We start from the raw sequence: 19103 nt of genomic DNA, 5'->3' as shown, positions 1-19103 counted from the left end.
CCCCAAAGAGATTTTTCCAGTTATTTTTCAAATTTTTTATAAAAAAAGACTCCCGAAAGAGTCTCTTTTTACATCTGAAATAGCACGAAATTAAGAGGCTGTGCTCGCCACTTCATAATGTGTTTTGTCTAATTTTCCTTGTTTAAATAACCAGGTTGCGACCTCTGGCCAAGAGTACATAGCCGACTTCGATGCCAGTCCATACATCGGTCTTGGAAAGTTTCCATCACCACGTTTGTTTTGAGCATATAGCGAAAGTGCCTGTCGGCTCATGCCTGCCCGTTCTGCCATTTCAGAGAGTGTAGAAAAGCCTTGTTCCTCTACAATCAAATCTGAAAAGCCAAGTGAGCGAATATTGTCTAAAGCCGATGTAATCGCTTGTGCTGCGCTCGGTGCTTCACGATCAAACTCTAGGTAGATGGTGTCGTTATAGCTACAGAGCAATGCATCGTCACAGCCTGCTTCAAAAAACTGGTCTTCGAGATCTGCTAGGTCTGAACGTGCATCACGTACCACTACGGTGAAGTGATATGTATTCATAGTTCATCTCCGTTGCATTGTTTAACTTTACGAAGGATCTGTTTTGCATGAGTTTCTGGGTCTTTTGGTGTGCTCCAGACACTCATTTGATGTTCGGCATGCCCGAGCACGCATTTTAAGCGACAGAATGCATGCCCTGATTTGCCTGTATCTACAACATCCCAACCGTTATCTATCGCGTATTCGATGGCTTCTCGAATATGCTTATCAGGATGTCTTTTCATCTTTAATCCTTTTACTATTGTTAAATTATATGCTGTTGTTGACATTTGTCAACAAGCTAACATTTATGCAGGCGCATTAAACCAGTTTAGCTTTTATTTTATGAATTTAAATCATATTCATTTTGGTAAGCATCTTCTTGTGATTTTGAAAATTCCAGATTATCCGAAATAAGACCTTCTACAATTGCAAAGAGTCTTTTCATATCGCTAAAGACTGTATCTGGTACGTTGTAGACCTTCTTTACATACTCAGCCGTTTTTTCATGATTATTACGGATTGCATTAATCATGACGGATAGATCTGCTACTTGCTCATATGCCAAGGCGTAGCCTTCGGATACATCACTGGCATCGTAGGATTTGACTTGTTCTTTCGGTTGTACCATACTGTTCATAGTTGATATTCCTGAATGTTGACAACTGAAAGCCCTTGATTCCGCCAAGATTCATGAGGGCTTTTTTATTGCCTAAATTAAACATGGTCGTTACCTAATAGTTTGGAAAGTCTAGTTAAGCCTTTTGGAGTGACCCTCACCTGCTCTGTGATTTTGTTTGAACCATCACCACGCGTTACTTCTGTCACTTTATGTTCTAAAAAGCCTGACTGTACTTTGTCTTGATAACCGACGTAGTGAGCTGAACCTGTTCGCTTGTAGATCCACTGCTTTTGAGATAGGAAAGAAATAAAATCTTTAGGACGCATTTGTAAGGCTTTGGCTGCATCCGTTAAACATAAACTACCATCCGCAGTCGCAATTCGATCAAAAGCATCAATGGTTGGTTGCATGACTTCAACTTTCTGCTCCAGTTCAACCATTTTTTCAGAGTAGCCAAGTAGTAGCCCACGTAAAATATTTGGGTCAGAGAGTGCCTGCATGGGGTCAACAGGTTTTGAAACTTGGGCTTCTAGTTCTTGCCAACGATCTACCAAACGAGCGGTAAACTCTGGGCAAAGTTGAGCGACTACGATGATGCTGTCTCGTTTGCCTTGTTCGCCTGAAAATTTACAAACTTGAGTTGTACGAATACGCCCCATAGTATCTTTAGATTGTTCATCCTCAATTTGAGGTTGGACAATTACACCAGTATTTACAAGGCTTTCAATAGTACGCTTAACATTGTCATGGCGTTTTTCTACAAGTTCAGCAATTTCTAAACTTGTCATGGTTTGAGTTTGTAATGGAACAATTGCATTCATACTTTAACTCCTTCTTGAGCGATCAATAATTTGACTGCCTTGTTAATTAAAAAGTTCATTGAACGTTCTTCACGCTCACCTTTAGCTTTCAGTTGCTTATGTGAATCAAGTTCCAAGCGAACTTTTACATATACAAATTCTTTAGGTTTCATGCTTTCTCCAAATGCCACAATTTGTGGCTTTTAATTAATATAGCCACACTTTGTGGTAATGTAAATACGTAAACTAAAATATTTGCCACATTTTGTGGCTTTCGAGGTCATTTATGAGTAACCAAGCCGATCACACTATTGTTCGATTACGCGTTCCTCCTGAATTAAAAGAGAAAATTGAAAAAGCTGCCGAAGAAAACAATCGTTCACAAAGCGCTGAAATGGTTTCTAGACTAGAGGAAAGTTTTCTATCAAATAGAAATGAAAGTACTGATGAAGTATACGAACTTATATCTGAGAAATTTCTGCTGAATTTAATGCGGGTTCTTAAAGAACAAGGTCTGGATAACCAATTGATTAATCGAACAATTGTAAAATCCGCAAATTTATTACTGGACGATGAACCTAAAAAAAATCCAGAAAAGTAAGTCACCACTGACTTATTAGTTAAAAATTTAATATCCATAAAAAAAGCCTCGTCGTGGGGATGAGGCTAGTATCATTAAAGTTCATCTAGATTTGTTCTATTTAGAGTCTATTTAGAATTAAAATTATCAAAATAGTATTTAGCATCCTTGAATGCTTTACCGCATGTATCCTTATTAGGCAACTCTAAGTTGTTTCTTTCGCAATAAAGCTGTAGTTGAGCAAATGCAGCTTGAGGTTGTGAGATATCAATATTTGCCATACTAGCTAAAGCATAAATAATCTTGTTTATTGACTTAGTAGAAATACTATTTTTACTAGCATAAGCTAGCTTTAAATCTGATTGTTTTTCCACTTTTCTGATGTGTGGTGATATATAATCACTTCTTTCTCTAATTTTTCTACTTTCACCTCTTTTTAAAAAATCTATATCATCTTTTAAAATATAGATATCCTCTATTTTATATTTTATTTGAAAATCTTCTAGTTCTTTATCACCATACCAGTAATACTCAACCCATTCTTCCTTCCACTTAAACTTCTCAATTCTATCTATAGCATGCTGATTTTGTATTTCAGTAACTTCTAAAACTTCTGGAAATTCATAGTATCTATTAGCAAATTCAGTTCCATCAAAAATTTCATCGTAAACTTCAAGCCAAGAATTTTTTTAATATATTCTCTTGTTGAATGGTTTATAAGAACTGTATTCAAAAAATCATTTCTATTAAAATTTTCTGGAATTACTTTTAACTCTATATTATGTGAAGAATCTGGTTTTAAATAGTTTTCAAAAAGATAAAAACGTTCACATGGGTCATAAATATCAACTATTATTGGAGTGGTAAAATTTTTATTGTTTAAAAAATCAAAAGCTGAATTAATACTTAATTTTAAAAATAAATCATAATCCCCCATTCCATTATAAATGTTTTGATAGGTAAGCATTTTATTAAAAAAAATTATTTCCGCTATTGCCTGTTCATCTTTATTATCAAATTTTTGATCTAATTCCCACTCGATAGGAAGAGCAAAAAGATCATTATCCTTACTAAATTTTGCATGCAACCAGATATGTCCTTGATGAACTAGATCCAATACATATTCAATATCTATATCATCTCTATTGAAAAATAAGTTCAATTCTTTACAAGCTTCTTCTAATGAATATGCTGATTTAGTTGGAAGCAAAATATTATTTTTACTGTACACAGGCTACCCTACCTCAACCCAAAAACTTCTATAAATATACCCCAACTTGAGTCAAGTGTGGGGTGGAATTTTAGAATAAATGTTATATTTATTGATGTAATTTAAATATGGTAAAAATTTATTTTCAATTAAATCTAAATTAAAGAAATTAAGATTATTAGAGAAATAAAAAACTATAGATATATACTATTCTGTAACTTGAGGATTTTCAGGAGGCTCAATTAGTATTGGAGATTTAAAAGCATCTTTCTTAAAATCATGTAAAAATATCCTGCATGTTGCACAGCGTTCAGAATATCTCAAAAAAAGGTAACCTATTGATAAAAAAATTATAGGCCACATAACCAAAAGAAATATACTTACAAGCATGCCTCTTTCATAATAACTGACTATCCAACTAATATATTTATTCATCATTACAAAGGGTATTATTCCAATAAATGCAAAGATGAAATATCCTACAATACATAGCCAAACTCTTTTCTTTGTATATTTAGGAGTGATTTCTGTAATTGCTCCTAATGTATCTCTTTCTCTTTTCAGTAGACCTCTAATTTCTGCATATTCTTTAACCCAAAAATCCGCATTTTCATATTGAGAAAAAAATCTAGCTTCTTCATAAGTCAAATAATCATTGTTGAATAGTGACTTTGCCAACCTATCTTTATACAAAATCGTTTTTTTATTTAAATCTTTACTATCAAAATCAAGGTCTTCAGCTAGCTTTAAAAGCTCAGCTCGGCTTTCCCGACCATTCTTTAAATGTGCTAATTTATTATTTAAATAAGCAAGTATTATTGGTAAGAATAGAGCTGCAATTGCACCAATAATTTTTAACAAAATTTCTAGCATATTTCTATCTTTATAAGTTTAAAGTCGATTTAGGACTGATTCTTAAGTTTGTCAACCAACTTTTAGGACTAAAAATGGAGTTTGTCAACCAAATGTCCTTTTTACAACATGATTTGAGACAGAAAAAGCATCATTAGATGCTCTTTGATTTATGCCCAATACTCACCCAACAAATCATTATGATCCGCCAAGAAACTCAGATTTACTAATATGTCTATTGCTGGCTACAACAGTTTGATGACAACATTTAATACCACTATTATGAATAACATATCCATTCACAGTATTTTCTCTCGAAATCAAAAAATCTTGATTTGAATCATGGAAGCTAGTGAAAGTCCCCCAAAGGTTCTCTAAACCCTGCCATGTTCCACCATTTGGAAGCGCATAATTCACTGAATAATCGCCTAAGGGAACATTCAGCTCCGCTGTCCTGTTTTGTGGCAACTGAATCACCGCAGCAATTTTGTTGGTAGCTTTATCTCTAACGGTAAAAACCACATCATAATTTTCAGCTTCAAATGTAATTTTTCCAACCGCAGGCTCTTGATTGCTAAAGAAATACATCACTTTCTTTTCAAAGGGCACAGCATTATTTTTTTCTTGCAATTGTCTTTGTTGATCGAGACTTTGTATTTTAGATAAATCATTATTGGTTTCAGGGTTAGTTTGCCCAGAAATATTTGATCCCGAGTTTAATGTATTACTATGTCTATTTTTTATGTATCCCGAAATGTTATAAGCTAAAACAACTGTAACAACTATACCAATGATGGCCGCTGCTCCAGAGTTATTATTTTGGTTTTTTCTTGGTTTAAATGCCATGTATTCCCCTAAAATTAAAAGTTTTTATATTTTATCTTTTGGTATTTTTTCACAATAAATAATATATGTAAATAAAATGATCTTGACTAGAGTACTTTACTCCAAACGATGGCTGACCAACACTTTAAACATAAAAAAAGCCATGTGAAGGTTCACATGGCTATAAAACGAAAAAACTACAGCGTGCGTTAAAAAAAATAATTTACTACAAGATAAGTATATAAATTATTTAGAAAAACTGTCAAATATTATTTTATTTTTTTGTTTCTTCGACAACCGCCCATGCCTGGCTCAATTGTTCCGCATCAATTGCATACTATGCATCGTAAATACCTATAACAATTTATTGAAATGAACTCGGCAAGTACAAACTATCTACTGTGGTATCCGCATTAATTGTGAATGACCCGTTTAATCCAACATTAAACCCTATAACTTTTAACTTCAGAGCTGATATAGCCTTTGTTTGGTTAAATGTATAGGTAATAATGCAATTAGGTGCTGTTCCAGAAACTACAGCCGTACCATATGTTCCAACGGATGACTCATCTCCACAGCTATTATTACTTGCTATATTCAAGGTAACGATTGGCCTTAATCCATCGGCTTCTATTAATGCATCTGCCACTTCTGCTTTTGCTACATATATTTGATAAGTTAAAACAGCGAAGCTAGCTAAGATGCTGATAATTGCTACAATTATTAGCATTTCAACTAAGCTGAATCCTTTTATATGCTTGCCCACAAATGCTCCCTCAAATTTATATATTTCTTAATAATACACAGGAAAATGTGATTTAATTTAATTATTTGAAATAAAGTGATAATTAATTATCATTTTATGTTCAAAAATACTATGCTCCCATAAAAGTCGTAAGAAATTCATTTTACAAGCCTTTTAAAGTCCTCAATCTGAAGGCTTTACCTCACTGACAACCGCATCCCATGCCTGACTCAATCGCTCCGCATCAATTGCGTGTCCATCAGCTTTTTCTGCCATTGCTCGATATTCTGCTGTGCATGCTTCGAGTATCGACCCCGATCAAGATTTTGTGACCCATCATAAAAACCCCAACGCATGATTTGTGCTGTAACTTGATGCCCCTGTAATCAAACAAAAAATGATCAGAATAATCATACAAATGAGAAAATCGCGCGGAGTCATAAGCAGGACTCCTCATCAGCGATGGCTTGTTTGAGTTGTTTCAGATTGATAAAACCGTAAGCGCTGTCCAGTTGGTAATTTAAATACGAGCTATCAATCCACGCCCCATCGTCACAAAGCATCAAAGCCTTATCGTCTGGGTCTCCAGATGATTTTTTGTATTCAACCCCTAATCGGTTTATGTATTCAGATTCGTCACTGTCCACAGATAAAAATACGTCTTTGCAAGCATCCAGACCCTGACCTTTTTCGATGATCTCATGCGACTGAACCAGGCGTTTTAGATCACTCAGCAAAACATCGTGTTCCGAATCTACATGCGAGTAGTAGGATCCATCGCTATAGGCGTTGTCCCAGTGTGCATTTTTCACAACCTCCTGCGCTTCACTCCAGCCGTATTTTTTTACAAACGTATTTGCCTTCATACCACTACCCCCTCAAATCCCACCTGTGCCAGATACGGCGCAAGTTTTTTGCGTTGTTCAGCATGATTCAGTTTTACAGCGATGCGCGCCGTAAGCTGCTCGTAGCTTTCCCCTGCTTCGGCAAACTTGCTCGATACTTCGGGATGGTGTGCAAGTTTTTGGGCGAACAGGTTGATTTGTTTGTCAGAGAGCTTTTTCGGTTTTGCTGTCTGCGCTGTTTGGTTTTGTGCTGCAGGTTGTTGCTCTCTGCTTTGGTATTTTAAACGAGCATTCAGTAACCAGTCAGCAAAGTGATAATGCATCAGGTCATCACACAGGTTCTTGTCGCTATTGTAACGCTCAAATGCAGTTTGCTCTCGTTTGAACCACTTGGCGGTTTTGATCTGCTCGATGGTTTCTGCATCGGTGATCAAACCAAGTTCTTCTTCAAGTTTTTTCAAACTCAACCACGTTTTTTTATTTTTAGATTCTACTGGTAGATTCTTTGGTAGATTCTGTGTCCCATTGTTGGGACTATTCAAAGTACCACTGTTGGGACTATTCAACATCCCATTGTTGGAATCATTCCGTTGTTGGGACTGTTCCATTGATGGGACTGTTTCGGGTGGTTTTTGGCGGTTAAATGGTTCCGTTGTTGGTACTGTTTCCCGACCTGTTACGCCAAGCAGTTTGTAGACTTTGACACGTTTGGTCACGCCTTTGCGTTCGCCTGTATCCTGTATCAGGTTATCCGCCAGTAATTCTGAAATAATTTTCAGGATGGTTTTGCGGTCTAGTCCTGTGTCCTGTTCCAGTCGTTGCATACTTGGGTAACAAGTATGGTCTTCGCCTGCCCGATCTGCCAGTGACAGCAGTACCAGTTTTTTCAGGGGTTTAAGGCTACCGCCTTTACGGTCGGGAAATTTAATCCGCCATGCCCAGTTGGTTGCATCTAGACTCATTGCTCACCTGCCTTGGGCTTGATGTAACCGCCCATCATTTCGATTTTGTCTGCATTGAGCAGGCTTTTTTCGATGTCATTAATCAGCGCCCACTGAATGCGAAAACGGCGCTGGAGTTGTTCTTTAAATTTGTGGCGTGGTACGGCGGCATTGGCTTCGTTGTAGCGCCGTTGGCGTAAGTTCTGTTGTGCTTCTGCCAGTAATTCGTTCAGCACGCGTAATGCGGGTTCGTACCATGTCTGGATGGCCTGACGTTGTTTTTGCGCGGTCAGGCTGTGTGGGTTTAGTTTTTCTCTATACATGCCTGCACCTGTGTAGCGAGTGTGCCAAGTAGCACATGGAGTTCATGGATGACTTTGCTCATGTCGAGGGCTTCGCCGTGGGTAATGCGTCCGTCTGCCATCATGTCGTGGAAGGTTTGTGCGACATTGCCCTTTTGGATGGCGATGCGTACAAAGGTGTCCATAAGGCTATGGTCACGCTGACTTTCGGGTATGTCGGGCAGATCTATGGCGGCTTTGCCGTGTTCGGCGCAAAGGGTTTGCAATATGCGGTAGTCCCCTGTCAGTGCCATGAGTTTTGAAGCCTCGAGCAATGTCAGGTGGTGGGTTTCCGTATTTGGGTTGACCTTGCTGTTCAGTACGGCGGGGCTTTTGATGCCTAGGCGTGGGGCTAAGGCAGATGCACCGCCGTGGTGGTCGTGTACGGTTGCGTATGCGGCATCTAGGATGTTCATGGTGGTGTCCTTTGAACGTGTTATTAGATGCTTGGAGTATTACCATTTTGGTTAATTACCGTTTTAGTCGAGTAAATACCAAAATGCTCCAAAACCTCAGCCTCAGACACTTTTCCTTGACTGTGATATGCCAGTGCTTTTCTCAGTTTTTTTCTAGGTTCTTTATACCCATACAACAGATGTGTCTTTAGATAACCAGTTGTTGTACCGACTGATTCTGCATATTTGGCTAGTTCTTCTTTTGAAAGTCCGAGTATGTATTTTCGAAATTGCATAGGGCTAATCCTTATGTATTAGCCACATATTACCTTTTTGGTAAAGATAAATACAACCTTTTTTCTTGTTTACCTTTTAGGTGATAACTCTACAATTACTTTATGTGATGAATCACAAGATTTTTAGGAAAAATATGGACAGCAAAACAATTAGATATAACAACACTCGCTTATTAGTTGAACAAGTAGGTGGCGTTTCAAATTTTGCTGACAAAATTAATAAAGGTCAGTCACAAACAAGCCAGTTTGCAGGCACAAACCCTATCAAAGGAATTGGCAATAAAGTTGCCCGTGAAATTGAAGATGCTTTTGGAAAGCCGCATGGTTGGCTAGATGTACCACATGATTCTGAACAAAATAATAAATTAGATGCGAATGTAGCTGATCAATTCCCGATTGCAGGACGTTTAGTGCCAGTGATCTCATGGGTACAGGCAGGAACATGGACAACGATGGACAGTGCTCCAACAGGAACACAGTTTGACGAATGGTTACCACCCAATCCTAAATGCGGGAAGAATGGTTATGGCTTGGTGGTGGTTGGCGAGTCGATGCTTCCCGACTTCAGACCAAATGACAAAATTTATGTAAACCCTGACTTTCAGCTCAGTGATTTAAAAACTGGCGATCTCGTTATTGTTGTTTGTGACAATGAAGTGGAAGCTACCTTTAAAAAGCTAATTGTTGAAAGTAATGGGATGGTTTTAAAACCCTTAAACCCTGACTGGCACGAAAAAATGATGGACTTAAAAGAAGGCTGTCGTTTGGTTGGTAAAGTTGTGGGGCTTTATAGGGATGTTTAGAAAAATAGTTATTTTAAAAAAAATTAATAAATCATGAGGAAAATATGTCTATAAATGTACTAACAGAGAATTCTTACCTAGCTTCTCATGAAATAGTCACGGGTGGCGCTATGGGTGTTACTAGACTTGCAAGTATTGAATGGGATGATGGAACAATAAAAAAATGTTATATAAAAGTTTATCCAACTCACGACCGCATAAGAAAATTATGTAATGAGCTTACAGGCTTTACTCTTGGAAAAGCTTTAGGAATATTACAGCCCGATAATGCAGCACTCATACCACTTAGTAAATTATTTTATAAAGATTTTTCTGATGTTGTAGATCTTAATAGCAATGAAACAGTTTGGGCTTGGGTTACAACTGAATGCGGACAAAGTGTTAAAGGTATTTTTCATTTAAATGATTTTGAAAACTTATTCAAAAATGATCCAGATAATGCTATTGCAAAGTTAATTCAAGCTTACTCTTTAGTTTGCAATCAAAAGAACCTACCAAATATTATTGCATTTGATGACTTTATAGCAAATGACGATCGAAATATCGGAAATGTTGTAATGATCGGAGATGGAAATATGGGAATTATTGATCATGGTGAAATTTTAGGAAGTGTGAATTGGTTTTCTGACTTATTGGCTTTGGATAAAACTTTAGCTTTTAATAATAAACTATTAAATATATTGAATGATCAACCATCTGTAAAAACACAGACAAAATTCACCACAAAACATCTAGCTGTTGAAGCAGCCAATAAGCACAAAGATGCTTTTATTTCAGTGCAAGATATACTGACCACTTGGTGGAAAAATTTATTAGAAGTTTCCAATATCCCAACGAATGATCAACCAAAATATATAGAATATTTAAAAGATTTTTTACATTATCGTTCTATTCAATCAACAACCGTATTTGCTAACAGATTAGGATTGGTGGCTTGATATGTCTTTACTTGAACGCCTTTCAAAAGAGAATTCCAACCCAACTCTATCTGGGGAATGGATGACGATACAATGGATGCCTGATTTAACTACTAAAGAATGCTTTAATTTGGGTGTGGTCTTAAAAACTGATAATGAAATTTTTATCAGAACTATAGATGGCGAAAGTTTTGACCGTTTCGTATGCATGTTTAATGAAGATATGAAATTTCATGCACAACGCATAACAAAACTAGCTGAAATGTTAGTCTATGAAGGATGTCCAAGCGTATCTAAACAATTGGTTTTCGATAACCGTGGATTTATCCGAGGAAAAAGTGGTAGTAAGCTAATTGATCATTTATTTGATATAGCCGTTCCTTTGGGTAAAGCTAGAGATATCAAAAAACGTAATATTAGTGGATTTCATTCATTTAACTTGCAACAACTAAGCAACAATTTGATAGATGAATTAAAACGTCAAGATCATGCTGGAATTAATTTTGAAAAAATTATACCTCCTTCAAGAGTTATACAGATAAATAGACAAAATATTCATGTTCCTTTACGTCCTAGGCATAATAAAACTATTGGTAATTGGGCTAGTGTTGTATTTGCAGATCCATCAAGAATTAAAACCGACTACCTTCAAGCTATTAATGATCTCAGAACAGCTTCTGATGAATTAAAAAGAGAGCCTTCATTATTTTTACTTAAGCCATCCGAAGAAAACTTAAAACATTTAAAGCAATCAAGAATCGATCAAATTGATGAAGTGATAGATAAACTTGACAGCACATTACAACCCCAAGGAATTAAGTTGTATAGTTCTACAGACCTTACAAATCTAGCAAAAGAAGTTTATGAATGGGATAGCCTAGTTGCATAACCATAAAAGAAAATAGGTTTCAGAAACCCACCGTTGGTGGGTTTTTTGTACCACCAAAAAACAACCTTAAAGATAAAATAGATAATTTATCTTGCAATTAATTACCTTTTAGGTAATATTTATCTCACTACCAATAAAAAAGCCCCTTCACTTTGGACGGCGTAGGAACTTTGCAATTAAGCGAGATAAGTATGAAACAAAAACACATTCCGAGTCAAATGCCCGCAACCTCCGCACGACTCTACCAACACCCCACCCCACAAGAACAACGCCCAAACCGCCTCAAAGTGGTATTGGCCAATACCAAAGACTTTGCCCTGTTTGCCAGTATCGGTACGCTGTGCTATGCAGTCATTACAGGAGTGGTGTATATGCTTGGAGGTACGGTATGAGCTCCAACATTCAACGCCTCAAACTCACTGTCTTTGCACAGCGCTACTGGCAAGACGAAGAATCCCGCCCCTGCCGTGACACCCTCATCAGCCATATAAAACGTGGCTGGTTAAGCGGCAAGAAAATCGGGACACAGTGGTATGTCGAGTGTACCTCTTGGGGCGCACCCCTGTTTTACTCAACCGAAGTGCAAAAAATCGAACTAAAATCCCCACCCAAAACAGGCAACAGCATTGCAGACCGAATTTTAGCGGAGATTTAACATGACACCTCGTGGTCGTGGCGTGGGGTATCAGGACTTACCGCCCCACGTTGAAATTGATAAAAAAGCAAATGGAACGGTGTATTACCGCTACCTACTACCAAACGGACAACGCAAATCTTTAGGCAAAGACAAAACCGAAGCCATTCAGGCAGCACAGGCGCTAAACGCCGTACTGGAGCGTAACCCAGACATTGTGTCTAAAATCTTGTCATCAGTCGAAAAAGCACAAAAACAGTCCACCATGCCAACCTTTGGTCAGGCACTTACCGAATACGAAAATATCCACTTACCCAAAAAGAAATACGCCAAAAACACACTGGAAATTATCACGGCGAATATTGGAAATATATCATGACCTGTGGGACCAGCACTACTGCAGTGACATTACCCTGCTCATGGTGTCTGAATTTTTAAAACGACAAACCGACTTTCAGGCAGAAAAACACCGTTCTCAGCTTATCGACATCTGGAAGTATTTTGTGGCAAATGGCTGGGCTGCAGACAATATTGCCGAGAAAACGTTAAAGCCGATTCGCCCAGAAAAAAACCGTACCCGACATTCAAATGAATCTGTTGAAGCCATTAAGGCAATCTGCCCGCCCTGGTTAAAACTTGCAATAGATTTGGCGATGCATTCGATTCAACGGCGCGCCGATCTGGTGGTGATGGAACGCTCCAGCATTAACATCAAAGACAACACCATGACCGTGTTGCAGCATAAATCTCTGAATTATGACAAACCTGTGTTTATTGAAGTGGACATGCACCCTGAACTGCGGGATGTGGTTTTAGAGTGTATCGAACATGCAATGAAACTGCGCTGCCCATTTCTGATTGCCACCCGACCAGAGCGCATTACCGAACACAACCGCAACGTCAAACTGCATGCGTTTGCAGTCACCGAAGACCACCTGACAAAACAGTTTAAAAAGTACCGTGACCTGTCGGGTGCATACGATCATCTTGAACCAAATCAGCGTCCATCGCTGCATGATTTACGTGCTTTAGGGATTTATAACATTACGCAGAAGTATGGCAAAAAGTACGCGCAAGCACTGGCTGGACACGCCACAGTGAAAATGACAGATCATTATTTGGAAGGTCATGAAGCGCCAAAACCTGAGAAAATCAGCTATCGTTAATGATTGTTTTTAAATTTAAATACGGCAGTTTTCCACATGAGGACTTTATATAATTCCCCGAAAAGTCCCCGAAAGTTCCCCTAATAAAAAAGCCCACTGTTTAAGGTGGGCTTTAATATGTTGATTTCTCAACTAATTTTGGTAGGCATATCCAGACTCGAACTGGAGACCTCTACGATGTCAAGGGGGATAACATTTATTAAATTTCAATATCTTATATGTAATTGACACAATATCTGACACAAATTATTTTTATGCTTTTTTAATCAATAATTTGCTGACACAATAAGTTTGGCATGGTTTTGAAGAAAATAATAGCCATCATTTCGATGGCTTTTTCATTTCACCGCATCAACCAGTGCTGCATGCTTCGCCTTACAGTCATTGTACTTATCAACCGTATCTACAGACCACAATAAAATAGACTTAGCAGTACCGTCACTCGGAGTTGTCAGGTTTTGGCACTGTGTCATCAAGTTCGCTGGATAGCTTGGTTTGACCAAGACTGATTGCTTTCCCAAGCTGCTGCATCCCGCTATCGTCAAAACACACATTACGATAAACAGGTCTTTCCACGATCTTTTGCACTGTATCTCTAACCGTTTGGATTTTGACTTGTTGAGTTGCTTTGAGTTTTTCATAGTCTGCACTCGCTTGATTGGCTTTGTCGTTTGCCTGTTTTAATGCTGTTTGTTGTGTTTGCTCGATTTTCTGAATTTGGGTTAAGCATTTGGCATCTGCATTTTCAGATTGTGTTTTCCAGTGTGATACACGCCATGTCTGTACGACAAAGCCGATTCCTAAAATTAAGATTAGTACCGTAAGTACAATAATGATGAGCTGATAAAACTTGGCCATTATTTCTTGAATAGCTGTCATCATGAATTAGCCCCCATGCATTTCTCATAGCGATTGAGTTGTCGTGTGTACACTCCATAGCAGTTGTTGCTACGGATTGAGCAATCACGACCCGCTACAAACTTGTATTTCAGTAAGGACTTGCATGCCTGCACATAGTCGCCTTTCACCAAATTTGCTTTGATTGATGACTTGTTCCATGCGCCTAAACCATATTGATAGGTCCAATCCAAATACACGTCATATTCAGCTTGGGATAGCTTCGCGTTTGGAATTGATGCAGCAAACTTCTGAGCATCTTTGTTCACGTAATCAGTGAGATATGCTTTGGCTTGCTGTCGAGTAATTGCTTTGTCAGTCATCTTGACGCGCTGACCATTCGGGTAAACAGTAGTTCCATGTCCAATGGTGGGCACATCGCCCTTGGTCGGAATCACTGGCTTTGATGTGTAGCCTTCATAAGTGATGATCGAAGCCAGCAAAGCGCCTGTGATGCCAAGAGTTGCGAGTGGTTTTTTCTTATCCGCCATCATTTTTCCCCTTTCAAAATCCCACCTTGATTGATCACTCGACCGATAGCTGCAAGACCGATATATAGAAAGCCAAAGTGCTGACGATATTCAGGCGGAATAAGTCCAATGCCCTGCGTTTGCTGAATTACATCCATTGCTGTGGTGATCAAATAAGCAATCGTTGGAAGTAAAACAGCCAGTGATTTCCAAGCCTTGTACCACTCTGGAATGATGTATTTATTTTTTAAGTTGATAAGCCATTGCTTCATTAGTCATCACCTTGCTGACTTGTATAAGATTTCACTCGTGCACGAGATTCAGCTTCTTCGCGCCGATCTCGCTTAATTTGAAAATATGTGTTAATAATCAATCCTAAAACTGCAACGGTGACACCAATTAGGCTTAGCCAGTTGATTGCAGTAACAAAGCCAAAAAAGCTTGCAGCACCGCCGCCATATGTAATTTTTGTCGCTACTGCTGAAGCTGTTGCTTCGATTGCTGTCTGATCTGCTGACATAGACCCACCAAAAAATTTTTGTAATTAAAAAGCCCTAGGCTTATTAGGCACTAGGGCTTGGGTTATTCGGTTGTGTGATTATGGTGCTTAGGGTTTAACATAAGTTAGCGATATATAGCTAGGGTAATCCTGCCAAAATTTGTAGCTGATGATCCAGTAGAGTTGGTGGTCACAAACCTAATGGAGTTTGCTGCTTGAACTGTACTACCATTACTGGCAACTAATCCGTATGCAACTGACCCATCTGTAACTGGCGGCGCTATAATAGGCGCATAATCCGCGTCTGGCATAGCTGTGGTAAAGTACACTACGTACTCTCCTACTGCTAGATACACCACACTAGATACATTTCCGCTACTGCGTACATGGATGCTACGTGTGATGTTCCCCGATGTAGTTAAGCTAGTACCAGCCACATACGTGAACGTATTGGCATCAATAACAGTGGCTACAGTATATGAGCCTGTAACCCCTGTACCTGATGTTACTGTAGCGTAGAACATAGCACCAACTTTCATGCCATGAGCTGTCATTGTTACCGTAACTGTAGTGCCTGATTGGGCGTACGTACCAGTAAGCGGGATAGCATTGAAGTTAACCCAAGCACGGCATGCATATATAGGCGTATTTCCACCAGCATTTAAAGCAGCACGAATTGCCGATACAGACTTGAGTGGGGTAAGGAATGTTGTGTCATTTGTTAGTGCTTGAGCCTGTGCAGTCGTTGCAATTTTTGCTGTCCCAAGAGCTGTTTCAGTAGCCTGTGCAGTCGCATTATCTACTGCAGTCTTGCTATACACATCTAGGTTGGTACGTGCAGCGGCCTTATCCTGAAGATCACCTAGGTTGCTATTTTTATTTAAAGCGTCCGTGATTCCATAACCTAAAATGGTGGTAGGTAAATTTAGAATATCTTCAAAACCAACTTGAATTGTACTGCCGCCACCTCCTGCAAAATCTGCAACACTAATCCCTGTAATAATGCCTTTTTCATTAACTGTAATTACTGGAATTTTTATTGATGATCCGTATGTTTTTGGTTCAATATTTTGATTTTCAATAGAAATATTTAAATCACTAGAAAGATCACCACCGCCAGTTAATCCGCCAACTGTGTTGATTTTTCGCTTAATGCTGACCTTGTTGATTAGTTTGTAATACAACTCTTGCAGCTTCCACCAAATGCTATCGAAGTCTTTATTTACAGGCTTTGGTGAAAATGAATCATCATAAGTTTGATAATTTGATGTGCGTTCAAGTGGAGTGTCGCGCTCAATAGAAACAATACTGTTAGCAATTGGAGCTGTAATAAAAACAACCGTTGAACCTTGTAGTGTCCATGTTCCAATAGCTTCAACATCGTTAACTTTTACAATGAGATTATCTGCATTGTCACAATCAAATGTAAGTGAAAAGTTAGTTGTTGAACCATTGGCAGTATATTCAACATACGGCGTTTGGTTAGAAACAGTCATGAGCTACCTCAATAATTAAAATCGGTGGTGGCTTCATAAACACCACTGGTTGCTCTCCAAGTTTGATGTTGAGTATCTTCTACTGGGTTATGTGTTTTACCAATACGGATCGGCTCATCACTGACAGCACCAGCCAATGAGTCAATGTAGTCATCCTCCTGATCAACAACTGCAGCATTCCATACACGCATTTGTTTTACCTGTACTGAATCATCGCCTTTCTCGTCCTCGAGCACTGAAATATGTGCCCATAACACACCACTGTTTAATGGCCCCTCGAGGGCGCTCAAAATACGCTTATTCTTTTGACCTGTACTATGCACCTCAGTTACACCACATCGTAACTTTCTAACTTTTAGGCAGTTTTTTAAAACCTGTGGGAAGAATCCACCAATACCATTGGTTTCAACCGTGACTCGAGTCAGCTTAAATTGCTCAATCAGATCGCAAAGTTGCCATACCTGACCACCAGTAATCTTACCTCGATCATCATGTTCGCTAATTGAACCCTGCAATGCGATTGATCTGTGCCAGTATTCAATGCCAAATTCATCATGTAGAATTAAAGCTACCCCTGAAATATCAGACTTGGTTTTTCCGCTTGATGGGTCTACTCGACAAGATGCCGAAACAATACGCCTATCTCCAAGCATCATGATTAACTGACCATTTGCCTTTTTAAATACTGGCTCACAGTCATAGGCAATCAACTTATCAGGGTCTAAGCGCACTTCACCAATTGGCTTGGCATGTAACTGATACTGTGAATCCCACTCATTGATTGTCGTACATTCTTTGCGCCGATCTTCCATAACTTTTGGCGTAAATCTTTCTGGCCATAACGCTTCACCGTAAATATCAATCAGGTAATGTTCTTGGGTAAAAATGATTTTGTATGAATTACTTCGCTTTACAAACTGGTAGTCTTTTCCAGAAGCCAAGAGTTTAGATTGCTTTCCAATCCCACTAAAAATATAGACTGGCTCAAAATTTACTGTTGCTTCAGTACATTTCTCAAAACGAGCTTCATTTTCGAACATTTTAAGAATCATGCATTTTGCCCCTAAGTCTTTAATGTGGGTATAGAGTGAATCATGGGTGTGTGGTGTTCCGACAAATAGCTTCTGTCCACCAGGAATAAGAATGTGAGTTTGTTCACTCAGGCGATAGCGTAACTTTGCACGTGCTTCAGGTGTGCCAATGTTGCTTGGTACCTCAACGTCATCATTTTGAATCTCATTTGCACGTGCACCAGTGACGTTGGATAGAATTCCGCGTGCATGAATAGAGCCATGTCGAACATCTGAAGAACCTGAAACCCACCATTTTTGAGTTTCACCACGTTCTTTTTTAAATCCAAATAACTGGCATAATGGGTGACGCTCTAAAACCTGTTCGGTACCACGGCTGACTTTATAAGCATCTGGATCAGTTGCGCCTTGATGCAGAATTAAGTGTTCAGGATTACTGAATAATTTCCATGCATTGTAAATATCAAGGATGGTGGACTTCCCATGTCCACGCGGCATCATCAATAAGCCAAGCGTTCCATAATCTTCCAAGAAATCACAGACATCTAAATGAAAATCAGGAACTATCCAGTTTTGCGTTTCAGCATAAACCAAATAGAATGCAGCAAATGGCACTTGCATCATGATTAACTTGGGCGCTGTTTGCGCGCTTCCAGTTTTTCAGCTACTTGTTGCAAAATGGTCGCTGCTTGTTCTTCAGGTGAGACTTGGCGACCACCAATATCTTTGGTTAGCTCATCATCATTCAGGATCCGCTTAATTTTCTCCATGCAGGATAGGGCTTCTTTGGCACCCTTATAGAGCCAAACTTTATCCCCTCGCCCTTGTTTATCGAAAAGGTCTTGCCCATAGGCTTCAGTCATTAAATCAACAGTGTCCTGTGCAGACATTTCCAAGCAAAGTTTTAACTTGTCCTTTGTTTCCTCTTTTAAGTGACCAGCTTTCTTTTTATCTGACATGAAAAACCCCTGCATAAAATTTGTTTATACAAGGGTTTGAGTGTGGTTCGGTTGGGTGTTTAGATGCTTCTACTCATAACATTTGAGCGCGGTACCATCAATGATGACATGGCCTAAGGATAAATATTGTTTATTGGTTATAGCTACTGAATCCGCACCATATCTTACAGCCTGTTTTTGCAATTCATCGTTTGCAGCCTTTTGGAAATTTAATGCCTGCGTATCGACATGAATTGGACCAAGCTTTTTGCATCCATTTATCAAGGCGCTATCACTTGGAATAGTCTGAACATCTTTAGAAACGCCATTATTCAGGGTTGCACAACCACCAAGAAAAACCATTAAAAGCAATCCAATTTTTTTCACCAAAC

General features: G+C 38.7%; 31 protein-coding genes. 8 read left to right on the top strand and 23 right to left on the bottom strand.

The genetic code is table 11. From position 1 onward, the window contains the following. Nucleotides 1–90: 90 nt before the first annotated feature. The 5 genes from P255_RS05025 to P255_RS15320 all read right to left on the bottom strand — a co-directional run bounded on the left by P255_RS05025 (nucleotide 91) and on the right by P255_RS15320 (nucleotide 2114). Nucleotides 91–540: a transcriptional regulator gene (locus tag P255_RS05025; protein ID WP_004901074.1), complete on the bottom strand. Its 450-nt coding sequence runs from the start codon at nucleotides 538–540 to the stop codon at nucleotides 91–93. Further along, nucleotides 537–764: a hypothetical protein gene (locus tag P255_RS05020; RefSeq protein WP_004901072.1), complete on the bottom strand. Its 228-nt coding sequence runs from the start codon at nucleotides 762–764 to the stop codon at nucleotides 537–539. Before P255_RS05020 ends, P255_RS05025 begins: the two co-directional genes overlap by 4 nt. A 98-nt stretch (nucleotides 765–862) precedes the next feature. Further along, a complete protein-coding gene (locus tag P255_RS05015) occupies nucleotides 863–1159 on the bottom strand; it encodes a hypothetical protein (RefSeq protein WP_004901069.1) in 297 nt (98 codons plus the stop codon). 77 nt (nucleotides 1160–1236) lie between these two features. Next, the gene (locus P255_RS05010; protein ID WP_004901067.1) at nucleotides 1237–1962 is read right to left on the bottom strand and encodes a phage antirepressor KilAC domain-containing protein; all 726 of its coding nucleotides are present in this window, start codon (nucleotides 1960–1962) and stop codon (nucleotides 1237–1239) included. Next, a complete protein-coding gene (locus tag P255_RS15320; RefSeq protein WP_004901066.1) occupies nucleotides 1959–2114 on the bottom strand; it encodes a hypothetical protein in 156 nt (51 codons plus the stop codon). Before P255_RS15320 ends, P255_RS05010 begins: the two co-directional genes overlap by 4 nt. Nucleotides 2115–2227: 113 nt before the next feature. On the opposite strand from P255_RS15320, the gene P255_RS05005 reads away from it, so the two are divergent. Then, nucleotides 2228–2542 carry an Arc family DNA-binding protein gene (locus P255_RS05005; RefSeq protein WP_004901064.1) on the top strand — a complete coding sequence of 105 codons (315 nt, stop codon included), beginning with the start codon at nucleotides 2228–2230 and terminating at the stop codon, nucleotides 2540–2542. A gap of 107 nt (nucleotides 2543–2649) precedes the next feature. Here P255_RS05005 and P255_RS15620 read toward each other — a convergent pair whose 3' ends face one another. The 10 genes from P255_RS15620 to P255_RS04950 form a co-directional block, all read right to left on the bottom strand. Next, nucleotides 2650–2895 carry a hypothetical protein gene (locus P255_RS15620; RefSeq protein ID WP_035365028.1) on the bottom strand — a complete coding sequence of 82 codons (246 nt, stop codon included), beginning with the start codon at nucleotides 2893–2895 and terminating at the stop codon, nucleotides 2650–2652. Nucleotides 2896–3125: 230 nt separating this feature from the next. Beyond that, on the bottom strand, nucleotides 3126–3752 hold the full coding sequence (locus P255_RS15615; protein ID WP_004901060.1) for a hypothetical protein: 627 nt from the start codon (nucleotides 3750–3752) through the stop codon (nucleotides 3126–3128). A gap of 186 nt (nucleotides 3753–3938) precedes the next feature. Further along, complete coding sequence (locus tag P255_RS04985; RefSeq protein ID WP_004901057.1) at nucleotides 3939–4604, bottom strand: hypothetical protein; 666 nt, start codon at nucleotides 4602–4604, stop codon at nucleotides 3939–3941. Nucleotides 4605–4781: 177 nt separating this feature from the next. Then, nucleotides 4782–5429, bottom strand: coding sequence for a hypothetical protein (locus P255_RS04980; RefSeq protein ID WP_004901054.1), 648 nt, complete (start codon nucleotides 5427–5429; stop codon nucleotides 4782–4784). Nucleotides 5430–5772: 343 nt separating this feature from the next. Continuing rightward, on the bottom strand, nucleotides 5773–6174 hold the full coding sequence (locus P255_RS15060) for a pilin (RefSeq protein WP_004901050.1): 402 nt from the start codon (nucleotides 6172–6174) through the stop codon (nucleotides 5773–5775). A gap of 416 nt (nucleotides 6175–6590) precedes the next feature. Continuing rightward, on the bottom strand, nucleotides 6591–7019 hold the full coding sequence (locus P255_RS04970) for a hypothetical protein (protein ID WP_004901048.1): 429 nt from the start codon (nucleotides 7017–7019) through the stop codon (nucleotides 6591–6593). Further along, nucleotides 7016–7960 (bottom strand): helix-turn-helix domain-containing protein, encoded by a 945-nt coding sequence (locus P255_RS04965; RefSeq protein ID WP_004901047.1) that lies wholly within the window; start codon nucleotides 7958–7960, stop codon nucleotides 7016–7018. Before P255_RS04965 ends, P255_RS04970 begins: the two co-directional genes overlap by 4 nt. Continuing rightward, nucleotides 7957–8262: a hypothetical protein gene (locus P255_RS04960; RefSeq protein WP_004901044.1), complete on the bottom strand. Its 306-nt coding sequence runs from the start codon at nucleotides 8260–8262 to the stop codon at nucleotides 7957–7959. Before P255_RS04960 ends, P255_RS04965 begins: the two co-directional genes overlap by 4 nt. Beyond that, the gene (locus tag P255_RS04955) at nucleotides 8244–8696 is read right to left on the bottom strand and encodes a phage regulatory CII family protein (RefSeq protein WP_004901041.1); all 453 of its coding nucleotides are present in this window, start codon (nucleotides 8694–8696) and stop codon (nucleotides 8244–8246) included. Before P255_RS04955 ends, P255_RS04960 begins: the two co-directional genes overlap by 19 nt. Before the next feature lie 23 nt (nucleotides 8697–8719). Then, nucleotides 8720–8971: a hypothetical protein gene (locus P255_RS04950; RefSeq protein WP_004901038.1), complete on the bottom strand. Its 252-nt coding sequence runs from the start codon at nucleotides 8969–8971 to the stop codon at nucleotides 8720–8722. A 134-nt stretch (nucleotides 8972–9105) separates the two neighbouring features. Between P255_RS04950 and P255_RS04945 the strand changes: the two genes are divergently transcribed. From P255_RS04945 to P255_RS04920, 7 genes are all read left to right on the top strand, one after another. Then, entirely contained in the window at nucleotides 9106–9774 is a 669-nt protein-coding gene (locus P255_RS04945; RefSeq protein ID WP_004901036.1) for a LexA family protein, read from the top strand. A gap of 44 nt (nucleotides 9775–9818) precedes the next feature. Continuing rightward, on the top strand, nucleotides 9819–10712 hold the full coding sequence (locus tag P255_RS04940; protein ID WP_004901032.1) for a hypothetical protein: 894 nt from the start codon (nucleotides 9819–9821) through the stop codon (nucleotides 10710–10712). Nucleotide 10713: 1 nt separating this feature from the next. Next, the gene (locus tag P255_RS04935) at nucleotides 10714–11580 is read left to right on the top strand and encodes a hypothetical protein (protein ID WP_004901031.1); all 867 of its coding nucleotides are present in this window, start codon (nucleotides 10714–10716) and stop codon (nucleotides 11578–11580) included. Nucleotides 11581–11771: 191 nt separating this feature from the next. After that, a complete protein-coding gene (locus P255_RS04930; RefSeq protein ID WP_004901030.1) occupies nucleotides 11772–11972 on the top strand; it encodes a hypothetical protein in 201 nt (66 codons plus the stop codon). After that, nucleotides 11969–12235: a hypothetical protein gene (locus P255_RS04925; RefSeq protein ID WP_004901029.1), complete on the top strand. Its 267-nt coding sequence runs from the start codon at nucleotides 11969–11971 to the stop codon at nucleotides 12233–12235. Before P255_RS04930 ends, P255_RS04925 begins: the two co-directional genes overlap by 4 nt. Before the next feature lies 1 nt (nucleotide 12236). After that, a complete protein-coding gene (locus P255_RS15610; protein ID WP_004901028.1) occupies nucleotides 12237–12593 on the top strand; it encodes a phage integrase Arm DNA-binding domain-containing protein in 357 nt (118 codons plus the stop codon). Continuing rightward, on the top strand, nucleotides 12577–13380 hold the full coding sequence (locus P255_RS04920; RefSeq protein WP_228127509.1) for a tyrosine-type recombinase/integrase: 804 nt from the start codon (nucleotides 12577–12579) through the stop codon (nucleotides 13378–13380). The genes P255_RS15610 and P255_RS04920 overlap by 17 nt, the downstream gene beginning before the upstream one ends. 438 nt (nucleotides 13381–13818) lie before the next feature. Here the strand turns inward: P255_RS04920 and P255_RS04915 are convergent, their stop codons facing one another. The 8 genes from P255_RS04915 to P255_RS04880 all read right to left on the bottom strand — a co-directional run bounded on the left by P255_RS04915 (nucleotide 13819) and on the right by P255_RS04880 (nucleotide 19098). Further along, nucleotides 13819–14262 carry a hypothetical protein gene (locus P255_RS04915; protein ID WP_004901025.1) on the bottom strand — a complete coding sequence of 148 codons (444 nt, stop codon included), beginning with the start codon at nucleotides 14260–14262 and terminating at the stop codon, nucleotides 13819–13821. Continuing rightward, nucleotides 14259–14771 (bottom strand): glycoside hydrolase family protein, encoded by a 513-nt coding sequence (locus P255_RS04910; RefSeq protein ID WP_004901023.1) that lies wholly within the window; start codon nucleotides 14769–14771, stop codon nucleotides 14259–14261. Before P255_RS04910 ends, P255_RS04915 begins: the two co-directional genes overlap by 4 nt. After that, nucleotides 14768–15019 carry a DUF7940 domain-containing protein gene (locus tag P255_RS04905; RefSeq protein ID WP_004901021.1) on the bottom strand — a complete coding sequence of 84 codons (252 nt, stop codon included), beginning with the start codon at nucleotides 15017–15019 and terminating at the stop codon, nucleotides 14768–14770. The genes P255_RS04910 and P255_RS04905 overlap by 4 nt, the downstream gene beginning before the upstream one ends. Next, nucleotides 15019–15267, bottom strand: coding sequence for a holin (locus tag P255_RS04900; RefSeq protein WP_004901013.1), 249 nt, complete (start codon nucleotides 15265–15267; stop codon nucleotides 15019–15021). The genes P255_RS04905 and P255_RS04900 overlap by 1 nt, the downstream gene beginning before the upstream one ends. Nucleotides 15268–15371: 104 nt before the next feature. Then, nucleotides 15372–16742, bottom strand: a complete 1371-nt coding sequence (locus P255_RS04895) for a hypothetical protein (RefSeq protein WP_004901009.1) — start codon at nucleotides 16740–16742, stop codon at nucleotides 15372–15374. Between the two features lie 8 nt (nucleotides 16743–16750). After that, nucleotides 16751–18397, bottom strand: coding sequence for a phage terminase large subunit (gene terL / locus P255_RS04890; RefSeq protein WP_004901006.1), 1647 nt, complete (start codon nucleotides 18395–18397; stop codon nucleotides 16751–16753). Between the two features lie 2 nt (nucleotides 18398–18399). Next, a complete protein-coding gene (locus P255_RS04885) occupies nucleotides 18400–18732 on the bottom strand; it encodes a hypothetical protein (RefSeq protein ID WP_004901004.1) in 333 nt (110 codons plus the stop codon). Between the two features lie 69 nt (nucleotides 18733–18801). Next, nucleotides 18802–19098, bottom strand: coding sequence for a hypothetical protein (locus P255_RS04880; protein ID WP_035365021.1), 297 nt, complete (start codon nucleotides 19096–19098; stop codon nucleotides 18802–18804). Nucleotides 19099–19103: the final 5 nt, after the last annotated feature.

Origin of the sequence: Acinetobacter brisouii CIP 110357 (genome assembly GCF_000488275.1) — a bacterium.
GTDB classification, from domain to species: domain Bacteria; phylum Pseudomonadota; class Gammaproteobacteria; order Pseudomonadales; family Moraxellaceae; genus Acinetobacter; species Acinetobacter brisouii.
The sequence above is the reverse complement of the archived record's forward strand: the minus strand, read 5'-3'. Positions and strand labels throughout refer to the sequence as shown.

Coding starts and splice junctions, on each gene's coding strand:
- P255_RS15610 (WP_004901028.1), top strand. CDS start 12,237: ATGACACCTCGTGGTCGTGGCGTGGGGTATCAGGACTTACCGCCCCAC.
- P255_RS04925 (WP_004901029.1), top strand. CDS start 11,969: ATGAGCTCCAACATTCAACGCCTCAAACTCACTGTCTTTGCACAGCGC.
- P255_RS04950 (WP_004901038.1), bottom strand. CDS start 8,971: ATGCAATTTCGAAAATACATACTCGGACTTTCAAAAGAAGAACTAGCC.
- P255_RS04930 (WP_004901030.1), top strand. CDS start 11,772: ATGAAACAAAAACACATTCCGAGTCAAATGCCCGCAACCTCCGCACGA.
- P255_RS04900 (WP_004901013.1), bottom strand. CDS start 15,267: ATGTCAGCAGATCAGACAGCAATCGAAGCAACAGCTTCAGCAGTAGCG.
- P255_RS04915 (WP_004901025.1), bottom strand. CDS start 14,262: ATGATGACAGCTATTCAAGAAATAATGGCCAAGTTTTATCAGCTCATC.
- P255_RS04935 (WP_004901031.1), top strand. CDS start 10,714: ATGTCTTTACTTGAACGCCTTTCAAAAGAGAATTCCAACCCAACTCTA.
- P255_RS04955 (WP_004901041.1), bottom strand. CDS start 8,696: ATGAACATCCTAGATGCCGCATACGCAACCGTACACGACCACCACGGC.
- P255_RS05020 (WP_004901072.1), bottom strand. CDS start 764: ATGAAAAGACATCCTGATAAGCATATTCGAGAAGCCATCGAATACGCG.
- P255_RS04965 (WP_004901047.1), bottom strand. CDS start 7,960: ATGAGTCTAGATGCAACCAACTGGGCATGGCGGATTAAATTTCCCGAC.
- P255_RS04985 (WP_004901057.1), bottom strand. CDS start 4,604: ATGCTAGAAATTTTGTTAAAAATTATTGGTGCAATTGCAGCTCTATTC.
- P255_RS04895 (WP_004901009.1), bottom strand. CDS start 16,742: ATGACTGTTTCTAACCAAACGCCGTATGTTGAATATACTGCCAATGGT.
- P255_RS05025 (WP_004901074.1), bottom strand. CDS start 540: ATGAATACATATCACTTCACCGTAGTGGTACGTGATGCACGTTCAGAC.
- P255_RS04905 (WP_004901021.1), bottom strand. CDS start 15,019: ATGAAGCAATGGCTTATCAACTTAAAAAATAAATACATCATTCCAGAG.
- P255_RS04960 (WP_004901044.1), bottom strand. CDS start 8,262: ATGTATAGAGAAAAACTAAACCCACACAGCCTGACCGCGCAAAAACAA.
- P255_RS15320 (WP_004901066.1), bottom strand. CDS start 2,114: ATGAAACCTAAAGAATTTGTATATGTAAAAGTTCGCTTGGAACTTGAT.
- P255_RS04945 (WP_004901036.1), top strand. CDS start 9,106: ATGGACAGCAAAACAATTAGATATAACAACACTCGCTTATTAGTTGAA.
- P255_RS04980 (WP_004901054.1), bottom strand. CDS start 5,429: ATGGCATTTAAACCAAGAAAAAACCAAAATAATAACTCTGGAGCAGCG.
- P255_RS05010 (WP_004901067.1), bottom strand. CDS start 1,962: ATGAATGCAATTGTTCCATTACAAACTCAAACCATGACAAGTTTAGAA.
- P255_RS05005 (WP_004901064.1), top strand. CDS start 2,228: ATGAGTAACCAAGCCGATCACACTATTGTTCGATTACGCGTTCCTCCT.
- P255_RS04885 (WP_004901004.1), bottom strand. CDS start 18,732: ATGTCAGATAAAAAGAAAGCTGGTCACTTAAAAGAGGAAACAAAGGAC.
- P255_RS04970 (WP_004901048.1), bottom strand. CDS start 7,019: ATGAAGGCAAATACGTTTGTAAAAAAATACGGCTGGAGTGAAGCGCAG.
- terL (WP_004901006.1), bottom strand. CDS start 18,397: ATGATGCAAGTGCCATTTGCTGCATTCTATTTGGTTTATGCTGAAACG.
- P255_RS04940 (WP_004901032.1), top strand. CDS start 9,819: ATGTCTATAAATGTACTAACAGAGAATTCTTACCTAGCTTCTCATGAA.
- P255_RS04910 (WP_004901023.1), bottom strand. CDS start 14,771: ATGATGGCGGATAAGAAAAAACCACTCGCAACTCTTGGCATCACAGGC.
- P255_RS05015 (WP_004901069.1), bottom strand. CDS start 1,159: ATGAACAGTATGGTACAACCGAAAGAACAAGTCAAATCCTACGATGCC.